Source organism: Flavobacterium mesophilum (assembly GCF_039581405.1).
Lineage (GTDB): Bacteria > Bacteroidota > Bacteroidia > Flavobacteriales > Flavobacteriaceae > Flavobacterium.
On sequence record NZ_JBCPXZ010000002.1, the window covers coordinates 525,479 to 546,306 of the forward strand.

General features: G+C 35.8%; 11 protein-coding genes. 8 read left to right on the plus strand and 3 right to left on the minus strand.

Features of this window, described 5'->3' with window-relative positions:
* Positions 1–3: 3 nt before the first annotated feature.
* The 3 genes from AAYQ19_RS06765 to AAYQ19_RS06775 form a co-directional block, all read right to left on the minus strand.
* The gene (locus AAYQ19_RS06765) at positions 4–2,220 is read right to left on the minus strand and encodes a molybdopterin oxidoreductase family protein (RefSeq protein WP_343535247.1); all 2,217 of its coding nucleotides are present in this window, start codon (positions 2,218–2,220) and stop codon (positions 4–6) included.
* A gap of 144 nt (positions 2,221–2,364) precedes the next feature.
* A complete protein-coding gene (locus tag AAYQ19_RS06770) occupies positions 2,365–3,414 on the minus strand; it encodes an MFS transporter (protein WP_343535249.1) in 1,050 nt (349 codons plus the stop codon).
* A gap of 189 nt (positions 3,415–3,603) precedes the next feature.
* Positions 3,604–5,076, minus strand: a complete 1,473-nt coding sequence (locus tag AAYQ19_RS06775) for an MFS transporter (RefSeq protein ID WP_343535251.1) — start codon at positions 5,074–5,076, stop codon at positions 3,604–3,606.
* Between the two features lie 951 nt (positions 5,077–6,027).
* Between AAYQ19_RS06775 and AAYQ19_RS06780 the strand changes: the two genes are divergently transcribed.
* The 8 genes from AAYQ19_RS06780 (at position 6,028) to AAYQ19_RS06815 (ending at position 20,825) form a co-directional block, all read left to right on the plus strand.
* The gene (locus AAYQ19_RS06780; RefSeq protein WP_343535253.1) at positions 6,028–9,159 is read left to right on the plus strand and encodes a SusC/RagA family TonB-linked outer membrane protein; all 3,132 of its coding nucleotides are present in this window, start codon (positions 6,028–6,030) and stop codon (positions 9,157–9,159) included.
* Positions 9,160–9,174: 15 nt separating this feature from the next.
* The gene (locus tag AAYQ19_RS06785; RefSeq protein WP_343535255.1) at positions 9,175–10,647 is read left to right on the plus strand and encodes a RagB/SusD family nutrient uptake outer membrane protein; all 1,473 of its coding nucleotides are present in this window, start codon (positions 9,175–9,177) and stop codon (positions 10,645–10,647) included.
* Positions 10,648–10,848: 201 nt separating this feature from the next.
* Entirely contained in the window at positions 10,849–12,765 is a 1,917-nt protein-coding gene (locus tag AAYQ19_RS06790) for an arylsulfatase (RefSeq protein WP_343535257.1), read from the plus strand.
* 291 nt (positions 12,766–13,056) lie between these two features.
* Positions 13,057–14,109 (plus strand): sterol desaturase family protein, encoded by a 1,053-nt coding sequence (locus AAYQ19_RS06795; protein WP_343535259.1) that lies wholly within the window; start codon positions 13,057–13,059, stop codon positions 14,107–14,109.
* A 12-nt stretch (positions 14,110–14,121) separates the two neighbouring features.
* On the plus strand, positions 14,122–14,844 hold the full coding sequence (locus AAYQ19_RS06800) for a rhodanese-like domain-containing protein (protein ID WP_343535261.1): 723 nt from the start codon (positions 14,122–14,124) through the stop codon (positions 14,842–14,844).
* A gap of 4 nt (positions 14,845–14,848) precedes the next feature.
* Entirely contained in the window at positions 14,849–16,462 is a 1,614-nt protein-coding gene (locus AAYQ19_RS06805; protein ID WP_343535263.1) for a sulfatase-like hydrolase/transferase, read from the plus strand.
* A gap of 78 nt (positions 16,463–16,540) precedes the next feature.
* Positions 16,541–17,452, plus strand: a complete 912-nt coding sequence (cysK, locus tag AAYQ19_RS06810) for a cysteine synthase A (protein ID WP_343535265.1) — start codon at positions 16,541–16,543, stop codon at positions 17,450–17,452.
* A 388-nt stretch (positions 17,453–17,840) separates the two neighbouring features.
* Positions 17,841–20,825 carry a SusC/RagA family TonB-linked outer membrane protein gene (locus AAYQ19_RS06815; RefSeq protein WP_343535267.1) on the plus strand — a complete coding sequence of 995 codons (2,985 nt, stop codon included), beginning with the start codon at positions 17,841–17,843 and terminating at the stop codon, positions 20,823–20,825.
* The last annotated feature ends 3 nt before the right edge of the window (positions 20,826–20,828 follow it).

Sequence of the window (20,828 nt, forward strand, 5' to 3'; positions counted from 1 at the left end):
AGATTAAACACTTGCATAAGCTTCAGATTCTTTAGACGGTGGTGCAATAGTTCCCTGCGGAAATAATTGACAAGCGCAGACTTTGAACTCCGGAATTTTAGAAATTGGGTCCAAAGTTCCCGGTGTCAATTGATTAGCCGATTTATGTCCCGGCCAGTGATACGGAATAAAAACAGTATCTTTTCTAATGGTTTCTACAATATTGGCAGGAAAAATTCCTTCTCCTCTACGCGTTACCACTCGAACTAATTCACGTTGTTTGATGTTGTATTTCGCAGCCATTTCGGGATGTACCTCAACCATTGGTTCTGGAAATTGATCTACTAATTTCCCAATTCTTCGTGTTTGTGTTCCGCTTAAATATTGTGAAACTACGCGTCCGGTTGTCAAAGTAATTGGATATTCATCATCTGTAACTTCGCCTGGAAGTTTATATGGCGCTGGATTAAAATGCGCTTTTCCGTCTGGTGTTTTAAACTTTTTATCTTCCCATAATCTTGGTGTTCCCGGATGATCTTCTGTTGGGCAAGGCCAAAAAACACCCATATTTTCTTCGACTTTTTTATAGGTAATTCCGAAATAATCTGCTGTCCCTCCTTTTGAAGCCACACGTAATTCGTTGAAAATTTCTTCGCTGTTATTGTACGTGAATTTATCTTCTTCGCCTAATCTTTTGGCAATTTCCAATAATATCGAAGTATCGGTTCTAGCTTCACCCGGAGGCGTAACTGCCTGCCTGATGCGAATTACGCGACCTTCTGCCGAAGTTGTTGTTCCTTCCTCTTCTTCTTGTAAAGATCCTGCCAAAACAATATCAGCATGTCTTGCGGTTTCATTTAAAAAGAAATCGATACAGACGTAAAACTCTAATTTTTCTAAAGCGGCACGTACATAATTATTGTTTGGAAGCGAAACCAATGGATTGAAACAAATCGAAATCAAGCCTTTTATTTCGTCTCTATGAATGGCTTCAATTATTTCATAGGCTGTTAATCCTTTATGAGGCAAATCCTCTTCCTTAATTCCCCAAACTTCAGAAATATATTTGCGATGTTCTGGATTTTCGATATCTCTATTTCCTGGCAATTGATCACATTTATGTCCATGTTCCCTTCCTCCTTGACCATTTCCTTGTCCAGTAATGGTTCCGTAGCCACAATATGGTCTTCCAATTCTTCCGGTTGCTAAAACCAGATTAATACAGCCCAAAACATTATCAACACCTTTTGAATGATGTTCGATGCCTCGCGCGTGCAATAAAAAACTTGTTTTTGCCTTTCCCCATAATTCGGCTGCCGCTTTTATTTTATTTTTATCAATTCCGGTCACTTCTTCTGCCCATTCTAAGGTATAGTCTTTTACGGTATCAATCGTTTCCTGAAATCCTGAAGTGTAATTATCAATAAAATCATGATCGAGCATATCGTGGTCAACGAGATATTTTAACATTGCACCATATAAAGCAGAATCTGTTCCGGGTCTTACATCGAGATGAATATCGGCCGTTCGCGCAAGCGGAATCATTCTTGGATCAATCACAATCAATTTTGCACCTCGATCACGAGCTTTCCAAATCCAATGTGTCAGCGTTGGGAAAGTTTCGCTGATGTTTGCTCCAGTAACAATAATTACTTCGGCATATTCTAAATCAGAATAATTGTTTGAAGCTCGGTCTAAACCAAAAGCTTTTTTATTTCCGGCTCCCGCGCTCACCATACAAAGTCTTCCGTTATAATCCAGATTTCTTGTTTTTAATGCAACACGTGCAAATTTTCCAACCAAATAACTTTTTTCATTCGTAAGCGAAACTCCAGATAACATTGAAAATGCATGCTTTCCGTATTTCTCCTGAATTCGTTTTATTTCAGAAATGGTTTTATCCATCGCATTATCCCAGGAAATTTTTTCAAAGCCTTTTCCTTCCACTCTTTGAATTGGATGCAAAAGTCTGTCTGGATGATTGTTTTGCAAATAACGCTGTACTCCTTTTGGGCACAAACGACCTTCGTTAAAAGGAAATTCCATCCATGGCTCAAAACCAACCACTTTATTTTCTTTCACCATTAATTGAATGCCACATTGCATGCCGCAGAAACAACAATGCGTTTTTACAACCTCATCTGGTTCGTCTCTTCCTTCGTAACCGTCAACGGGCGCGTAGTTTTTATGTGGGCCGAATACGTCTATGATTTTCTCTAATGATACGGGTAGTTTTGCCATTTTTTTTGTTGTTTTTGTTTCAAGTTTCAGGTTTCAAGTTGCCACGCGAACGTGAAACTTGAAACCTAAAACTTGAAACTAGTTTTTTTTGACGTTCCTATTCACAACTTGAAACCTGAAACCTGAAACTTTTTAACTAAAATATTATCCAAATAAATTACCGCCTTCTAATCGGGCTTTTAAATGTGCTTGTGCTAAGCGTGATCTTTTTCCTTCAGGGCTTAAATCTAAATGTGACGTTCCATCTTCATGGGTGAAATCGAAACCTAGTTTTTCAGTTACAATTTTTAAATCGTCGATATGCAATTGAGTGGCGAATTCTTCTCCTGTATGCGGGCAGACAGCCATTCCTTTTTTGATTCCTTCTTTTTTGTAAATATGTGCGCCAATTTGTGCCGGACGCTGAATGATATGGAAGAATTTTCCAAACGGAATCCAAATCAAAAACATGATTACGGTTACGGCGTGAATTACGGCAAGAAAATCATACGCAAAACCTTTCATGAATTGATACGAATACGTCAGACATAATCCTGTTACTGAAATCGCAATCAGCAAAATAAGCGGCAACAAATCGCCTTCAAATGTTTGTGTAGCAATCAATCCGGGATTTGTTAATCTTCTTCTTAAATAATAAACCGAACCAATGATTACGAGCCATGATGACCAGTTTAAAGCATGGAAAGTCAAGAACGCTAAAAACGAATCAATTTTAAAATCCATTATAGTGAAGCCGAAGAAATGCGCTTCGTAAATCGAAATGGAATTTGGTGCCAAAGTAAAGTGAATCCATCCAAAAGTAAGCGGAATGGTTATGGCAAAAGCCGACAAACATCCAATTGCAATACAAAAATGTGCAAACCAGCGCCATTTGCTTCTCGGATAAATGAATCTTTGAACTACAATATTCTGTACCGATTCTTTTCCTAAAAACCATAAATGTGAAAATACTTTTCCGCTAAAAAGCAATTGCATGCTTCTTTTAAAATACATCCATGTTGGTGGTCTTTGCAACCAAACTGTGTAGCGATAAACTATTCCGAAAAAAGCAAAAACAGTTCCGAATAAATAGGTAATCAATGCCGCATCAAAGTTTTGCAATTTTCTTGAGCCGTAAAATACAAGTACAATCGTAAGTATCGAAACCGCTGTAGCGACCAGCAAAGCTTTAGTATTAAACGTTTTATTTTTCATCTTAAATTGAATTTAAAGCGTGGTTCTTAATAAAAATTGCTCTAACACATAGAAACATAGCTTTTAAAACTAAAGAAGGCGTTTCACTTATTGCAATACACATAGTAAACTATTTGCAAACTATATTTTACTTTCTGGCATTTTTTTGGTTTAAAAACCTATGCCTCTATGTGTTTAAAAGCGATTTTTTTAATGTTTTCGATCCATATCTTTTGCATATTCTGGCGATTTCTCTTTCATCAAATTCACCACAACGCGATGCATCCAGATTAAGCAAATTAGCGAAACGGCTAAAATGAACATCCACGAACTGGTCCAGAAACCAGTTGAAGTCAAGAGATAACCAAAAATAATCGGGCCAAAAAATCCACCAAGACCTCCAAGCGCACCAACCATTCCGCCCACTACTCCAACTTCATTCGGGAAATAATCTGGGATGTGTTTATAAACTGCGGCAGAACCAATTCCCCACGCAGAACCAATCAGAATAACTAAAACCAAGTAAATCCACATATTGGCTTCAAAATGAATTTGCGTAATTCCTTCGGCCAATAAATCTTTCTTTTGAACTTCTTGATTTTGTTTTACAACCACTTCTTGCCATGAAGTTTTTGAAGGAAGAAATTTGCTGTGTTGGGCATTTTTATCTTCTTGTGTTATCGGATAGGTTTTATCCCCAATCACAACTTTATCTGATGAAACTTCTGTAACTGTTCCCGCTTTTACAGCAGTAATTCCAGAGCCCGATGTCGTGATATCCATTTTAGGAAACATCAATAAAAAACTTAAAACAACCGAAGAACTTAAAACCCAATACATAACTTTTCTCGCACCGAATCGATCTGATAAAAATCCGCCATAAGCTCTAATTACTCCTGAAGGCAAACTGAATATGGCAGCGAAAATTCCACCCATAACCAAAGTCGTATGATATACATTCAAGAAATTAGGCAACAACCATTGTGAGAAAGTCACAAATGAACCAAAAACAAGAAAATAATATAACCCAAAGCGCCAAACTCTGACACTTTTTAATGGTTTGAAAACTTGCTTTAAAGTTTTTGGAGCGGCTTCAATTTTTTTATTTTTTGTAAAAATTAGAAAGACAATTCCCATTGCCAACAAAACACTAGCGTAGATAACTGGAAGCCATTTCCAGCCGTTTTCGGGATCACTTTCTGAAAATTTAGTCAATAATGACGGTGCTAAAAAAGTGGTTAACGCAGCCCCCGAATTTCCCATTCCGAAAATCCCTAATGCTGTTCCCTGCCATTCTTTTGGATAAAATAATGAAGTGTATCCAACTCCGACTGCAAAACTGGTTCCCACCATTCCGAAGAGAAAACTCAAAATCGCAAACGTCCAAAAATTGTAAGCAAATGGAAGTAAAAACAACGGAATAGAACTTAAAATCAATAAACACGAAAAAACAGGTTTTCCTCCAAATTTATCGGTCAAAATCCCCATTGGCAATCGCATTACCGAACCTGTTAAAACTGGGATTCCGAGCAACCAACCAATCTCGACGACACTCCATTCAAAAATACCTCTGTCATTTAAAAAAGTTACTAAAACTCCGTTTAACGTCCAGCAAGCAAAACAAATTATAAATGCTAACGTATTGAAAAAAAGAACGCGATGTGATTGGGAAAGATCAGACATAGAAAAATAGTGTTAGAATTATTACTTAAAAATTTAACCTATAAATCAATATTCCAGAACACAATGAACTGTTGTTTTTCTGGCAAAAACTAAAATTAGGAAAAAATTGATTAAAACACTAATTATAAACAAGATAACCGATAAAAGGTAATTATTAAATAACATTCCGAAGCTATTATAAAATTGAACTAAAAAAGCTTTTGAGAAGTTTTCAAGCTGTTTTTCATTCCTTTACAGGTTTTTCGGAACAGAAAAAAACAGCAATTTAAATGTAAAATACTACAATTTTTATCTTTTAAAGAAAAATCTTTAACATTTTCCTATTCCAATTAAAAAACATAAACAATTAAAATACAATACTTTAAGACCGAATTAAAGACACTAAAAATGAAATCAAGAAGAGTTTTTCAAAAAAAGTCATCTAAATTTTTGGTTTTTATTATATTAAAATTAACTTTGTCTATAGGATTAGTAGAGTTTAAAATTATATTTGAAACTAAAAAAACTATATTTTGAAAACAACCGAAAGCATATCGTATTACATTCTTCCTAAAAAATATACTTATAACACTTTTTGTTATATGTGCTTTTGTTGTTAATTCCTAACAATTACTTATTCGTTTTACCTATTGGTTTTTAAAATCTAGAAAAACGAAATCAAACTTCACCTCAAGATTACTTTTATTGAAAATACAATGATCTGATTGTTGCTTAACCAGCGGCAAAAGGGTTTTGATTATAACTATATTTTTAAAAAGAAAATGACTAACAACTAAAAAAAATCAAGATGAAAAATATGCAAAGCTGTTGCTGTAAATAAAAAAAGCCATTTCTGCGGCAACAGAAATGGCGAGGCTTAAAGAACATTTATCACTAAATCAAGGACACTATAGAGGGTTGAAAATTCAACGCTCAGGGCGCCTTGTTAATTACTTAAACCATTACAAAGAAATGAAAAATAATTTAAAGATATACTCTATATTATTTCTCCTGCTTCTGACGGCGGGAATTAATGCCCAAAATACAACGCCCCTCATTCAATCAAAACTTGACGGAACTGTTGTCGATGCTATTACAAATCAACCGATTATAGGTGCATCAGTAATTATTAAAGGTACAACTCATGGAGTTCAGACTGATGCTGAAGGAAAATTTTATTTTCAAACCGGCCAAAAATTTCCTTATACTTTAATTGTATCCTACATTGGTTATAAAAAAGCCGAAGTAATTGTTGACAAAAACCCAGTAATCATCAACTTAAAAGAGGAACGCCAAGAATTAGATGAGCTTGTAGTTGTTGGTTATGGATCACAGAAAAGAAAAGATATTACAGGTTCTGTTGCATCTGTTCCAAAAGCGAATTTATCTCAAGTTACTTCTTCCGCAGACAACCTCCTTCGTGGTGCAATTCCAGGTGTGGTAGTTACGCAAAGTTCAGGACGTCCTGGCGCATCATCAAGCGTGCGTATTCGCGGAGGAAACTCCATTACCGCTGGTAACGAACCACTTTATGTACTTGACGGAATTTTGATTTACAATGACAACAATAATAGTACTGCAGGTGTCGCAAATGCGGGTGCGACGGTAAACGTGCTTTCGACAATAAATCCAGCTGATATCGAATCGATTGAAGTTTTGAAAGACGCTTCGGCTACCGCAATTTATGGATCTCGTGGTGCAAATGGTGTTGTAATTATTACAACCAAAAAAGGCACAAAAGGTCAGGATAACATTTCGTATCAAGGTTATTTTGGATTCCAAAATGTTTCAAAAAAATTAAACTTAATGAACGCTAGTCAATGGGCAAGCTTGCGTAATGACGTTCAGGCGAGTATTGGTCAAGCTCCTTCTTTTTCTGATGCTCAGATAGAAGCCCTTAAAACTTCTGGTGGATACGATTGGCAATCAGCTGTATTTAGAACAGCTGCTCCTATTCAAAACCATCAATTGACTTTTTCTGGCGGAGATGAACGTTCTCGATACACCATTTCTGCAGGTTATTTTGATCAAGACGGAATTGTAATCGCAACTGATTTTAAACGAATTTCCCTTCGCGCTAATTACGAAAGAAATTATTCTCAGAACTTTAAATTCGGCGTCAATGCAAATTACACCAATTCAATCGCGAACGGAATTGGAACAAATGGCGGCGCAAGTGCAGGAAGACAGCCAAATCCGCTGGTAGTTGCGTTATACCAACCACCAGTAGTTCCGATCAAAAACGAAGATGGAAGCTACAATTTGACCAATAATCCGTATGCCACAGCAGTTAATGGCATTATCCCGAATCCGATTAATGATTTAGAAAACACTACAAACGAAACCAAGATTAACAGAATTTTGACCAGTTTGTTTGGTGAATATAAAATCACTAAAAAATTGACTGCTAAAGTTGCTGTGAGCGGTGACGTAATCGATACAAAACAAAATTATTACGCTCCTTCAACTACAACTTCGGGAGCGGGAGTTAAAGGTTTAGCTTCTGTTGGAGATCGATTGGTAAGTTCTGTTTTAAACGAAAATACGCTGAATTACAATACTAATTTTGGAGATGATCACAAATTCTCAGCTTTAGGAGGTTATACACTTCAATACACAAAAGGTGAGGTTGTAAATGCAGGAGCTCAAACTTTTGTAAATGATGCCAATACCTACAATGCATTGCAAGATGGTGTTCCGGTAAAACCATACAGCGATGCGTTTGAAAGTGTTTTAAAATCTTGGTTGGCAAGAGTCAATTATTCATATAGAGGAAAATACAACTTTACGCTTTCTGGCCGCGCCGATGGTTCATCAAGATTTGGTTCTGAGTCACTTTGGGGTTATTTCCCATCAGCAGGATTTTCTTGGAACATTACCGACGAAGATTTTGCCAAAAACATCAAAGGTGTAACCGAAGCCAAATTAAGAATTACAGCGGGTACAACAGGAAATCAAGAAATTGGAAATTATCTTTCGCTTGCTTCGATGGGGTCTGTAAACTATTCTTTTGGAGGAACTACTTATACAGGATTAGCCCCTACTCGATTAGCAAATCCGGATTTGAAATGGGAAAAAACAAATCAATATAACATTGGTTTAGATTTATCCTTATTGGATAGAAAAATCAATCTTGTTTTTGATGCTTATATCAAACAGACAAAAGATTTATTAATTAATGTTCCGGTACCATTGACTTCAGGATATGCAACTGTTCTTCAAAATATTGGAGGCGTTGAAAATAAAGGTTTTGAAGTTGGTTTGATCACAGAAAACATCAAAACAGAAAATTTTGCTTGGAATTCGAACTTGGTTTTCTCAACCAATAAAAATAAAGTAACTGCCATAGGAAATGGTGTTGACCAATTCTTTCCTGTAGTTCCAAACGGATCTTTATTGCAACAACAACCCGTAATTGTAAAAGTTGGTTTGCCACTTGGAACTTTCTGGGGATACCGAACAAACGGAATTTTCCAAACTCAAGAAGAAGTTAATACACAACCAAAAATCAATAGTTTGGCCAATACTAAAGTTGGAGACAGAAAATATGTTGACACAAATGGTGATGGCGTAATTACAGCATTGGACAAAGGCAATCTTGGATCATCTCAACCAAAATTTGTTGGAAGTTTCAGCAACACCATTTCGTACAATGATTTCGATTTGAATTTCTCTTTCCAAGGCGCTTATGGCGGAAAAGTATTCAATGCTTTGAATCAGCAATTAGAAATTTCAACACTTGGAACTAATGCAGCCGAAACATTAGTGGACAGATGGACTCCAACAAACCCAAGCAATGAAATTCCGAGAGCCTCAAGTTCTCCATTAGGAATTGTTTCAGAGCGTTATGTGGAAGATGCCTCTTTCTTAAGATTAAAATTAATCACTCTTGGTTACACTTTGCCAAAAAGCGTTTCGAAAAAATTGGGAACAAAAAGCGTGAAGTTTTACATCTCAGCCGAAAACTTAATTACATGGACAAAATACACTGGCTATGATCCAGAGGTAAGTTCATACGAACAAAACAATTTATATCCGGGAATTGATTTTGGTTCTTATCCAAACTCAAAAACATTCATCTCGGGCTTGAACGTAACATTCTAAGTAAAAAAATATCACATGAAAAAGATCATTACAACATTCCTTATAAGTGCCGGACTATTGGTATCGTGCACCGATTTAGAGGTAACACCTACTTCTTTTGTAACCGAAGACAATTACTTTAAAACGCAAGATGATGCTGTAGCGAGTGTAACTGCTGTTTATGCTTCATTGAGCTTAGATCCAGGCGAGCAAAGTTTATTCGGGAGAAACCTTTATTTCTTGACCGACATGGCTTCAGATTATGCGGCTGCAGGAGTTTCGGCAACAAATCCTCAAGTTAGAGCATTAAGCAGTTTGACGCACGATGCAACTTCTGATCGCGTTCAAGTGGCATGGAGACAAATTTATGCTGGAATCAACAGAGCCAATGTTTCGATTGATAATGTTCCAAAAGTAGCTGGAACCGAAGCAGTAAAAACAAGATTAGTCAACGAAGCAAAATTCATACGAGGATTACTTTATTTTCAAGCTGTTCGTTTATGGGGCGGTGTTCCAATTGTTTTGCACGAACCAACTTCTATTGATTTAGAAAGCTTAAAATCAAAAAGAAGAACAGTTGACGAAGTTTATGCTCAGATTATTTCAGATTTAAAAGATGCTGAAAGCTTGCCATCTACCTATCCTGCCGCAGATGCTGGGCGTGCAACTTCTGGTGCCGCAAAAGCAATTTTGGCAAAAGTATATTTGACAAGAAAAGATTGGCCAAATGCCATTGCAAAAGCGAGAGAAGTAATCAATGGAGGTTACGGTTATGCTTTGTTTGAAAATTTCCAAGATATTTTCACCAAAACAAAAAAGAACGGAAAAGAGCATATTTTCTCTGTTCAATTTGAGCCGAATCAAGCTGGAAACGGATCAAGCGGAAGTACTTTTCAAGCCACTTCATTTACAGGATTTACTGCTACGGAACCTGCTGATATTATCTCAGACGTTGCGTTGTTCTACGATATTTATGCTGCTGGAGATACTCGAAGAGATGTAACTTATGCCAAACAATTATTAAATCCTGCAACTGGAACTTTATATACTTTTCCGAAACCAATTTTTAGAAAATACTTAGATATAAGCAATTTGGCAACTCCAGCCAATGTTGCCATCAACTTTCCGGTTATACGTTATGCTGACATTTTATTGTCTTTGGCAGAAGCGATAAATGAGCAAGGTGGGCCAACTGCAGAAGCTTATGAATTAATCAATCAAGTTAGAAGAAGAGCTTTTGCAAAACCAATTACAACGCCAGACCCAACAGTAGATTTAATTGGATTGACACAAACCACTTTCAGAGCTGCAATTCAAGAAGAACGCAAAAAAGAATTTGTTCAGGAAGGGCAACGCTGGTACGATTTAGTACGATGGGGAACTTTAGTTACGGAAGTGAAAAAAGTAACGGCTAAAAACTCGGTTTCAGAAAGAAACAATCTATATCCGATTCCGCAAAGCGAAAGAAATATTGATCCAGTTGGATTGCCACAAAATCCTGGATATTAATACCGAATGATATTTAAACACATAGAAACATAGATTTTAAATTATCAAGGAAGGCAAAAGAGAAACCCGTTTCTCCACACATAGTTGCTATGTGAATTGAAATAAGTAAAACGCCTTTTTACCACAAAGAATATCTATGATTCTATGTGTTAAAAATATGAAGCATTATTTAGAACCATATAACTAATAAACTATAGAAAAATGAAAAATTTAAATTTTAATACAGCATTCAAAAGTCCGAAAAAAGGGCTTTTGATTACTGCTATCCTAATTGCACAGTTAGGATTAGCTCAAGAGAAACAAGAATTCAAAGGTACAATTGGTAAAACTTTAGCCGATTCAAAAGAATATTGGCCAGAGCCAGTAACTGCTCCGAAAGGCGCTCCAAATATTGTTTGGATTTTATTAGACGATGTTGGATTTGGAGCTTCAAGTGCTTTTGGAGGTTTGATCAGTACACCAACTTTTGAAAACTTAGCAAATAACGGTTTGCGTTATACTAATTTCCATACAACAGCAATTTGTGCTCCAACTCGTGCTGCTTTATTGACTGGAAGAAATTCGGGAAGAGTTCACGTAAGCGGCTTTTCGCATACTATTTTATCGGCAGGATTTCCAGGTTGGGATGGAAGAATTCCTTCGGATAAAGGAACAATTGCAGAGATTCTTCGTGAGAACGGCTACAATACTTTTGCAGTTGGAAAATATGGCGTTACGCCAGATGAAGAAGCTTCAGATGCCGGTCCGTTTGACAGATGGCCAACCGGAAAAGGTTTCGATCATTTCTACGGATTCTTAGGTTCACAAACCGATCAATACAATCCTGATTTAGTCGAAGATCAAGTTCACATTAAACCAGACGGACGCCATTTGAATGAATTGATTACAGACAAAGCAATCAGCTACATTCAAAAACAACAAAAAGCAGCGCCGGGAAAACCATTTTTCTTGTACTATGCGCCGGGAGCCGTTCACGCACCTCATCAAGTGGCTGAAAAATGGAGTGATCAATACAAAGGCAAATTTGACGAAGGTTATGATGTTTACCGCGAAAAAGTATTGGCAAACCAAAAGAAATTAGGCATATTCCCTCAAAACTCAGTACTTCCAGAACGCAATCCGTTGATTACAGAATGGAAAAAACTTAGTCCAGATCAAAAGAAAGTTTACGCAAGATTCATGGAAGTTTACGCAGGATTCTTGACTTATACGGATTATGAAATTGGAAGAGTAGTGAATTATCTAAAAGAAAGCGGTCAGCTTGACAATACTTTAATATTTGTTGCCATTGGTGATAATGGAGCGAGCAAAGAAGGAACTTTACAAGGAACGATCAACCAAAGTTTGTTTTCTCAAGGAACATCTGACGAGCAAAATCTTCAAAGCAACTTGAACAATATTGGCGAAATTGGAACTGCGAAAGGTTTGAATACCAATTATCCTCTTGGATGGGCGCAGGCAACAAATGTTCCATTCAAAAACTGGAAACAAGACGCACAATCGGAAGGTGGAACTCGTAATCCGTTGATTGTTTTTTATCCAAATGGAATTAAGGACAAGGGGGGCATCAGAAACCAATACAGCCACGTAACGGATCTTTTACCAACAACTTTAGATATTGTTGGAATCAAAGCACCTGAATACATCAAAAATATCAAACAAGATATTATTCAAGGTTCAACTTTCAAAGCTTCTCTAGACAATCCAAAAGCTGCATCATTGCATACAGTTCAATATTACTACATCTTTGGAAACAGAGCTATTTATAAAGATGGATGGAAAGCTGGAGCGGCGCATTTGCCAGATTCATTTGCTGTGAAAAAATCTTTAGGAAGCAACCAAAAACCAGCAGAAAGTAATTTTGATGCTGATGTTTGGGAACTTTACAACCTAAACGAAGATTTCAACGAACGCAATAATCTTGCTGCAAAATATCCTGAAAAATTAGCCGAGCTTAAAAAACTGTTTGATGAACAAGCTAAAGAAAACAATGTTTATCCGTTGATCGACTGGCAGGATGTTTACAATAGAAGAATTCACAATACAGGAGCTGACAAAAACAAAACCGTTTCGGATTTAATCAAACAGGCTACAAAACCTGGAGGAGGTTCAAATTAAGCATCGTCAACCCTATTAAATAAATTTATCAGAGCTATTAAGCAACTTGATGGCTCTGATATTAAATTAAGAAAAGTAAAATTTTAAATTAAATTCTATTAATTCCATAGAATTATTAGTTAATCATTTATTTTTACAATTACACACTCTAAATCAAACCTATATGAAACGAGTAGATTATCAAATCATAGGAAAAAAAATTGTCGTTGGGGCAATTTTGTTTTTAGTCCCACTAGCCATTTTAGCTGGCGGATTAGCAATAATTAATCAATTTTTAAAATAAAAAAAATCATGGCAACAGTACAAAACTCAAAATTAACAAGAGACTTGACGATTAGTTTCTTTATTTATTCTTTGCCGGTGTTGGCAATCTATCTTTATTTTAAATTAAGCAACAATCTGGTTGCCGAATCGCATATCACGATTCCGGCATTTTTAAAATTTGCAGAACCCGCTTTTGCAAACATCAGAACCTGGGGATTAACGGTCTTTATGATTGTATTGGGAATTATCGAATTTGCCGCAGGTTTATATGACGATCAATGGACGGGCGAGGAACGCAAAATTGACATTGTTTCCTTTTTAGCTCCGAAGCTGCTTTTACCTCCAATTATCGCCTTTTTCAGTTTGACAGCTTTACCTTATTTGATTCCGAATTTAGCTAATTCACTTTCATGGGTTCCTTTTTGGGGCGGTTTTTTCTTGATTGCCATTGCCGATGATTTGACGCAATATTGGTATCATAGATTGCACCACCAAGTTCCTTTTTTATGGCGTTTTCATAGAACACATCACTCTGCTCCATACATGGGAATGGCGATGGCTTCTAGACAAAACTTTATTTACACCGTTTTCTTTTCCCAAATTTATTTGACTGCGACATTGACGTATTTAGGTTTAGGACTTCCGGCTCTGTTTGTTTTGGTTATTAAAAGTTTCATCACTTTGGGCGCGCATTCAAGCATTGCTTGGGACAAACCATTCTACAAATACAAAGTTTTACATCCAATTGCGTGGGTCCTAGAAAGATTAATTTCGACTCCGGCAACGCATCATGCTCATCATGCAGATACAAGCGGTGACGGTGTGGGGCATTTCAAAGGGAACTTCGGAAATATGTTCTTCATTTGGGATATCATTTTCGGAACTGGATTAATCACTAGAAAATTTCCAGAATCATACGGAATGAAATCATACAAACAAGAAGAATGGTATGCACAATTTCTTTGGCCAATATTCAAATCTAAAAAAGAAGGAAGCGCTTTGGCCGAGGGTGTTTTATCTGTTCCATCAAAACCAAAAGCCGTCGAAGAAGTACAATCTCCAGTATTAGAGCAAGTTTAGCCTTAGAAAAAGATGAAAAACAAAACTTTCAAAAATAGTTTAACAGCAATTGTATTTCTTATCTCAATTGCTGTTTTTTCGCAAAATAAAAGCGGAAATACTTTGACTTTGGATTCTTTTTATTCGAAAATCCAAACCCAAAAAAATCCGCAGATTATTGATGCGCGAGGTCCCGATGAATTTGCTTTGAATCATATCATTGGCGCAATCAATTTCAACTTAGAATCAACTGATTACAATAAAAAAATTGCTAAATTAGACAAAACAAAACCTGTATTTATTTATTCTATTGGAGCTGGAAGAAGTGTTCAATTAGAAAAAGAATTGCTTAAAATAGGATTTTCAGAAGCCTATAGTTTGGAAGGTGGCATTGCAAATTGGATTGGAAGTGGAAAGCCTTATTTTACTAATTCCAAAAGCAAGTTAACATTAGCTGAATACAACAAAATTGTTACTGAAAATAATACCGTTTTGGTTGACATTGGTTCTGTTTACTGCGGTGCCTGCAAAAAAGTAAAACCAATTTTAGAAACGATAAAAGCTCAATATGGCTCAAATTTAAAAATTGTAGAAATTGATTTGGAAGACAATACTCAAATCATTGCCGATTTAAAAACTATTAAAGTTTTTCCAACATTGCTTCTTTATCAAAAAGGAAAAATCATTCTGAAAAAAGAAGGCTTCGAAAATTTAAAAAATGATGTTGATGTAGCACTTGCTCAAAATAACAACTAAAATTATGGCTTCAAAAAAAATTAAAAAGATCGTTTTACCAATTTTAATTGTTCTTTTACTCTTGGCATTATTTTTATTCTGGCCCATCAATACGAATGGAACTTTAATAAAACCAGATGAAAAATTACTCAAAGGAAAAACAGCATTTTTATCTCAAAAAGACACTTCGACTCTTGAAAAAAAAACGAACATCATTATCCTACTTGCTGATGATTTAGGGAAATATGATATTTCGCTTTATGGCGGAAAAACAACATCAACACCTCAAATCGATTCATTGGCGGCTTCTGGGGTTACTTTTACAGATGGATACGTTTCGGCGCCTATTTGCTCGCCGTCTCGTGCTGGACTGCTTACAGGACGTTATCAAGAACGTTTTGGGCACGAATATCAGCCAGGCGATCGTTATCCCAAAAATAATTTGGAATATTACGGTTTCAAATATTTAATCAATACTGACGGTTGGCGATTAAATCCGAAAATCAATTATCCAAATGCTGCGTCAATCGCTACACAAGGTTTGCCACAATCTGAAATCACTTTTGCTGATTTGGCTAAAAAGGAAGGTTACAGTACGGCCATAATCGGCAAATGGCATTTAGGACACAACAAGGGATTTTTTCCTTTAGACCGTGGTTTCGATTATCATTATGGATTTTATCAAGCATTTTCATTGTATGTTCCCCAAGATGACAATCCAGATATTATCAATCATCACCACACAGATTTTACCGATAAAACCATTTGGGGAAATGGGCGCGTTGGAATTGGACAAATTCGACGAGATACGACAATCATTCAGGAAAAGACCTATTTAACCGAAAAATTTGCTGAAGAAGCAGAAGCTTTCATCGATAAAAATAAAACAAAACCTTTCTTGCTATATGTTCCGTTTAATGCGCCGCACACGCCATTCCAAGTTCGCAAAAAATATTACGATCGTTTTCCGAATGTAAAAGACGAAAACAAACGTGTTTATTTTGCTATGATTAGTGCTTTAGATGATGCCATTGGACGAATCAGGGAAAAAGTCAAAAAAGAAGGTTTGGAAGAAAACACCATCATCATTTTTGCCAGTGACAACGGTGGCGCCGATTATACTTTTGCTACAACCAACGCTCCATTAAAAGGCGGTAAATTCTCACATTTTGAGGGCGGAATCAATGTTCCGTTTGCGCTTTCGTGGAAAGGAAAAATCAAACCTCATACTATTTACAAAACCCCGGTTAGTACTTTGGATATTTTTAGTACAATTGCTGCCGTAACACATTCTGGCTTACCAAAAGATCGCATTTATGATGGCGTTAATTTAATTGATGTTGTAAACAATAAAAAAGAAGCGCACAAAACATTATACTGGCGTTCTGGAGACGCAAAAGCGATCCGAAGCGGTGATTGGAAATTAATCATCAGCGGAAAAACACATGAAGAATGGCTGTATAATTTAGCCAATGACAAATCTGAAACTACAGATTTAGCTTCAAAAAATCCAGCAAAAGTACAAGAACTCAAAACAGCTTTGCAAACTTGGGAAAAAGGTTTGGTTCAACCGCTTTGGCCTAATTTGACTTACTATGAGTTTGATTTTGGAAAGCAAAAATATTTTGTGGACTTGTAGAATTCTTTTAAAATCAATCCCCTCACTAATCAAAACTTAATTTCACCATTCAATAAAATATTCTATTTAAAATATCACATGAAATATCAAAACATCTTAGAAACAATAGGGAATACTCCTCACATTCGATTAAATAACCTTTTCAAGTCACATGAAGTTTGGATTAAATTAGAAAAATCAAATCCGGGATCCAGCATTAAAGATCGAATTGCTTTAGCCATGATTGAAGATGCCGAGCGAAAAGGCCTTATCAATAAAGACACTGTTATTATTGAACCAACTTCTGGAAATACCGGAATCGGACTTTCATTAGTCGCCGCGGTAAAAGGTTACAAAGCCATAATCGTTATGCCTGAATCAATGAGTATCGAACGTCGCAGAATCCTAAATGCTTATGGCGCCGAATTTATTTTGACACCGAGAGAAAAAGGAACTTCTGGAGCTGTCGAAAGAGCAAAAGAATTAGCTTCGACCATAAAAAACTCTTATCTTCCTTCACAATTTACCAATAAGGCAAATGTTGAAATACATGAAAAAACAACAGCTCTAGAAATTTTAGCCGATTTTCCAGATGGTATTGACTATCTAATTACCGGAGTTGGAACTGGTGGGCATATTACAGGAGTTTCCAAAATACTGAAACAACATTTTCCAAATCTGCAGACATTTGCCGTTGAACCAGCTTTGTCTCCTGTTTTAAGTGGTGGTATTCCCTCTCCTCATCCGTTTCAAGGAATTGGGGCAGGTTTTATTCCCGAGGTTTTTAATCGTGAGTATGTAGATCAAATTATAACTATTGACAAAAACGAATCCTACAATTTTACAAAAAGAATCGCCAAAGAAGAAGGAATATTTGCCGGAATCTCAACTGGGGCTGCACTTGCGGCAATTTCCAAAAAACTGAAAAATATTCCCGAAAATGCCGTTATTCTAACCTTCAATTATGATACAGGCGAGAGATATTTATCAGTAGATGAATTGTTTGATTAAAAATTAAAAAAACCGCAATCCTTTCAAAAAAATAATTACTTTTTTTGATATTTTGAGTAATTATACCCCAAGCGACTGTTTTTCTGAACAGTCGCTTTTTTTACGTTAAATTTGACACAAACAGAAATATATTTCACAAATTGTTACAAAAAGTATATTTTTAAGTTTAATTTATGTTAATTCACTTCATTTATCACACAAAACAAAAAGATTTGATTAAAAATTAATCAATTTATTACATCCTTTTTTACAAAATCAGGTTTTTAAAAGCTTAATTGTTACAAATAATACAAAAATAACCAATAATGTTATATTTAATGTTAAAAATAGGCTTTTGCTTAACATTAATTTAAGATATTTGAAAGAACTAATTTAAACACAATAAAAAATGAAAATTAATTTAAAGCATTTTTTGTGGCTGATGCTCGTGTTAAGCGTGCAAATAGCTGTGGCTCAAGGAGGGTCAATTTCTGGTACGGTGACGGACAATAAAGGTGTTCCAATTCCGGGAGTGAATATTGTACTAAAAGGAACAAGTGTTAGTACTCAAACTGATTTTGATGGAAATTTTAAAATTCAAGCGAATGCAGGTGATGTTTTAGTAGCTAGTTATGTTAGTTTCGCTACTGTTGAAGTAAAAGCTTCAAATGCTATGACAATTAAAATGGTGGAAACTCAAAATGAGTTGGAAGCTGTTCTTGTTGTTGGTTACGGTACACAATCAAAAAAGAATTTAACTGATAATATTGCTCGTGTAACTGCAAAAGATATTCAGCAAGTGCCTGTTGCAAACGTGCAGAATGCTTTGGTAGGTAAATTAGCCGGAGTACAGATTACACAAACGAATGGTAAAGTTGAAGGAGGAATGAATATTAGAGTTCGTGGAGCTGCTAGTATTAGTGCGAGCACACAACCTTTATATGTTTTAGATGGTATTCCACTTATCACTGATGACGAGTCTAGCAATGGAGCTCCAACCAATCCATTGTTGACATTAAGTCCAAATGAAATCGAATCGATTGATGTTTTAAAAGATGCCTCTTCTTCTGCAATTTATGGAGCTCGTGGAGCTAACGGAGTTGTAATCATTACCACTAAAAAAGGAAAAGAAGGCAAAGGAAATTTCTCTTTAAACTTCTCTCAAGGTATTAGTGAAGCTACTCACACCAAAAAATTCCTAAATGCAAAACAATATGTAGAATTGTTGCAGGAAGCTGGACGAAATGTAGATGATTTAGAATCTGTAGAAGATGAATTAGAATATTTATCTCAAGGAACTGATTGGAGAAACGGAGAAATTGATACAAACTGGCAAGATATTGCTTTAAGAACTGGTTATACTACTGATGCAGATTTTTCTGTTTCTGGAGGTGATGACAGAACAAAATATTTCTTTTCAGGAGCTTATAATAATACTACAGGTATTGTTGACAGCAATAGCTTAGAAAGAGTAACAGCGAGATCAAATGTTTCTCATAAAGTTTCAGATTTTTTCACAGCTGGAATGAACATTGGTTTTTCTAGATCTCTTATTCACAGAGTTCAAGATGACAATTCATTCTCTACTCCAATGCAAGCGGTGGCTCAAGCTCCAATTTCGCAAGCAAGATTAGAAGACGGCACTCCAAATCCAAATACGGAGTATGTAAACTATTTATTAGCAAAAGACAATACTTCTTGGAAAACTATTATGAGAAGAGTTACAGGAAAAATATTTGGTGAATTAAAACTTGCAAAAGGCTTGAAATTCAACTCCGATTTTGCTTATGACTTATTGACTCAAACCGAAGATTACTGGCAAGGTAAAAATGCTCCTTTCATGGCAACTGACGGAGCGGTTTTTGCAACCTCTGTTAATACAGAAAGCTATATTTTCAGTAATTATTTTACATACGATCATACCTTTGGTGAAAACCATACTATAAATGCGGTTGCGGGTATGGAATTCAATAAATACAACAGAAGATACCAAGATGTAAACAGTATTTATTTTCCAAATGACAGTTTTCATACTGTTAATGGTGGAGCTGAAGTTAATGAAGGACATGGAAGCGAAACTGATTATGCCTTTGTTTCGCAATTTGGTCGTTTCAATTATAGCTTCAAAAACAAATATCTTTTCAAGGCAAGTATCCGTCGTGATGGATCATCTCGTTTTGGAAAAAATGAGCGTTATGCTGTTTTTCCAGCGTTTTCAGCAGGATGGGTGATGTCACAAGAGGAATTCTTAAAAGATAATACTGTTGTAAGTTATTTAAAATTAAAAGCAAGCTGGGGTCAGGTTGGAAATGCTGAAGTTGGTAATTTTGCGTCACGACAATTATATAGCCCTAATTCATACAACTTAAAATCTGGATTGACTTTCAGCCAAGCTGGAAATGATAATTTGACTTGGGAAAAATCTTCTCAAACAGATGTTGGTGTTGAGGTTGGATTCCTAAACAAAATTAATTTAGAAGTCGATTACTACGACAAACGTACAGATGGTCTTCTTTTTGCAAAACCTTTGGCTTTGAGTTCTGGTGCTACATCGATCAATACAAATATTGGAGAAATAAAAAGCAGCGGATTCGAATTTACTTTGAACACAAAAAATATTGAAACAGAAAAATTCAAATGGACTACTAGTTTCAATCTAACAACAAACGAGTCAAAAGTAAAATCGTTGCCAAACAACAATACTGATGTTATTTCAGATTATAACATCAATCGTGTTGGAGAAAACATTTCATCTTTTTATCTAGTAGAATATGCTGGTGTTGATCCAACAAACGGAGACGCTCTATTTGTGAAAAACACAGTAAATGCAGATGGGAGTCTTGACAAAAGCACAACTAACGATTACAGTGAAGCAAAAAGAATTGTAGCTGGAAATCCTTTCCCTACTTTAATGTCGGGATTGACGAATACGATGAATTATAAAAATTTCGATTTTAACTTCACATTTCAAGGAGAATGGGGAGCAAGTATCTATAATTCAGCTGGACAATATCAATCTACAGCTGCTGATTATTTTGACAACCAAACAGCAGATCAGTTAAATCGTTGGCAAAATCCAGGTGATATTACAAATGTGCCTCAAGCACGATTTGGAGGTTCAAATGGAACACAGGAATCTACTCGTTACTTAGACAAAGCAGATTTTATCCGTTTACGTAATGTTACATTAGGGTATTCATTACCTAAAGAAACAGTACAAAAAGCAGGAATGAGCAGTTTAAGAATTTATTTTACAGCTGTAAACTTGCTTACTTTTACAGGTTATGAAGGAACAGATCCAGAAGCAAGAAGAGATGACTCAGGAATTGGGGAAGATTTTTACTCAGCGCCACCTGCAAAAACTATGGCAATTGGAGTAAATATTAATTTTTAAAAA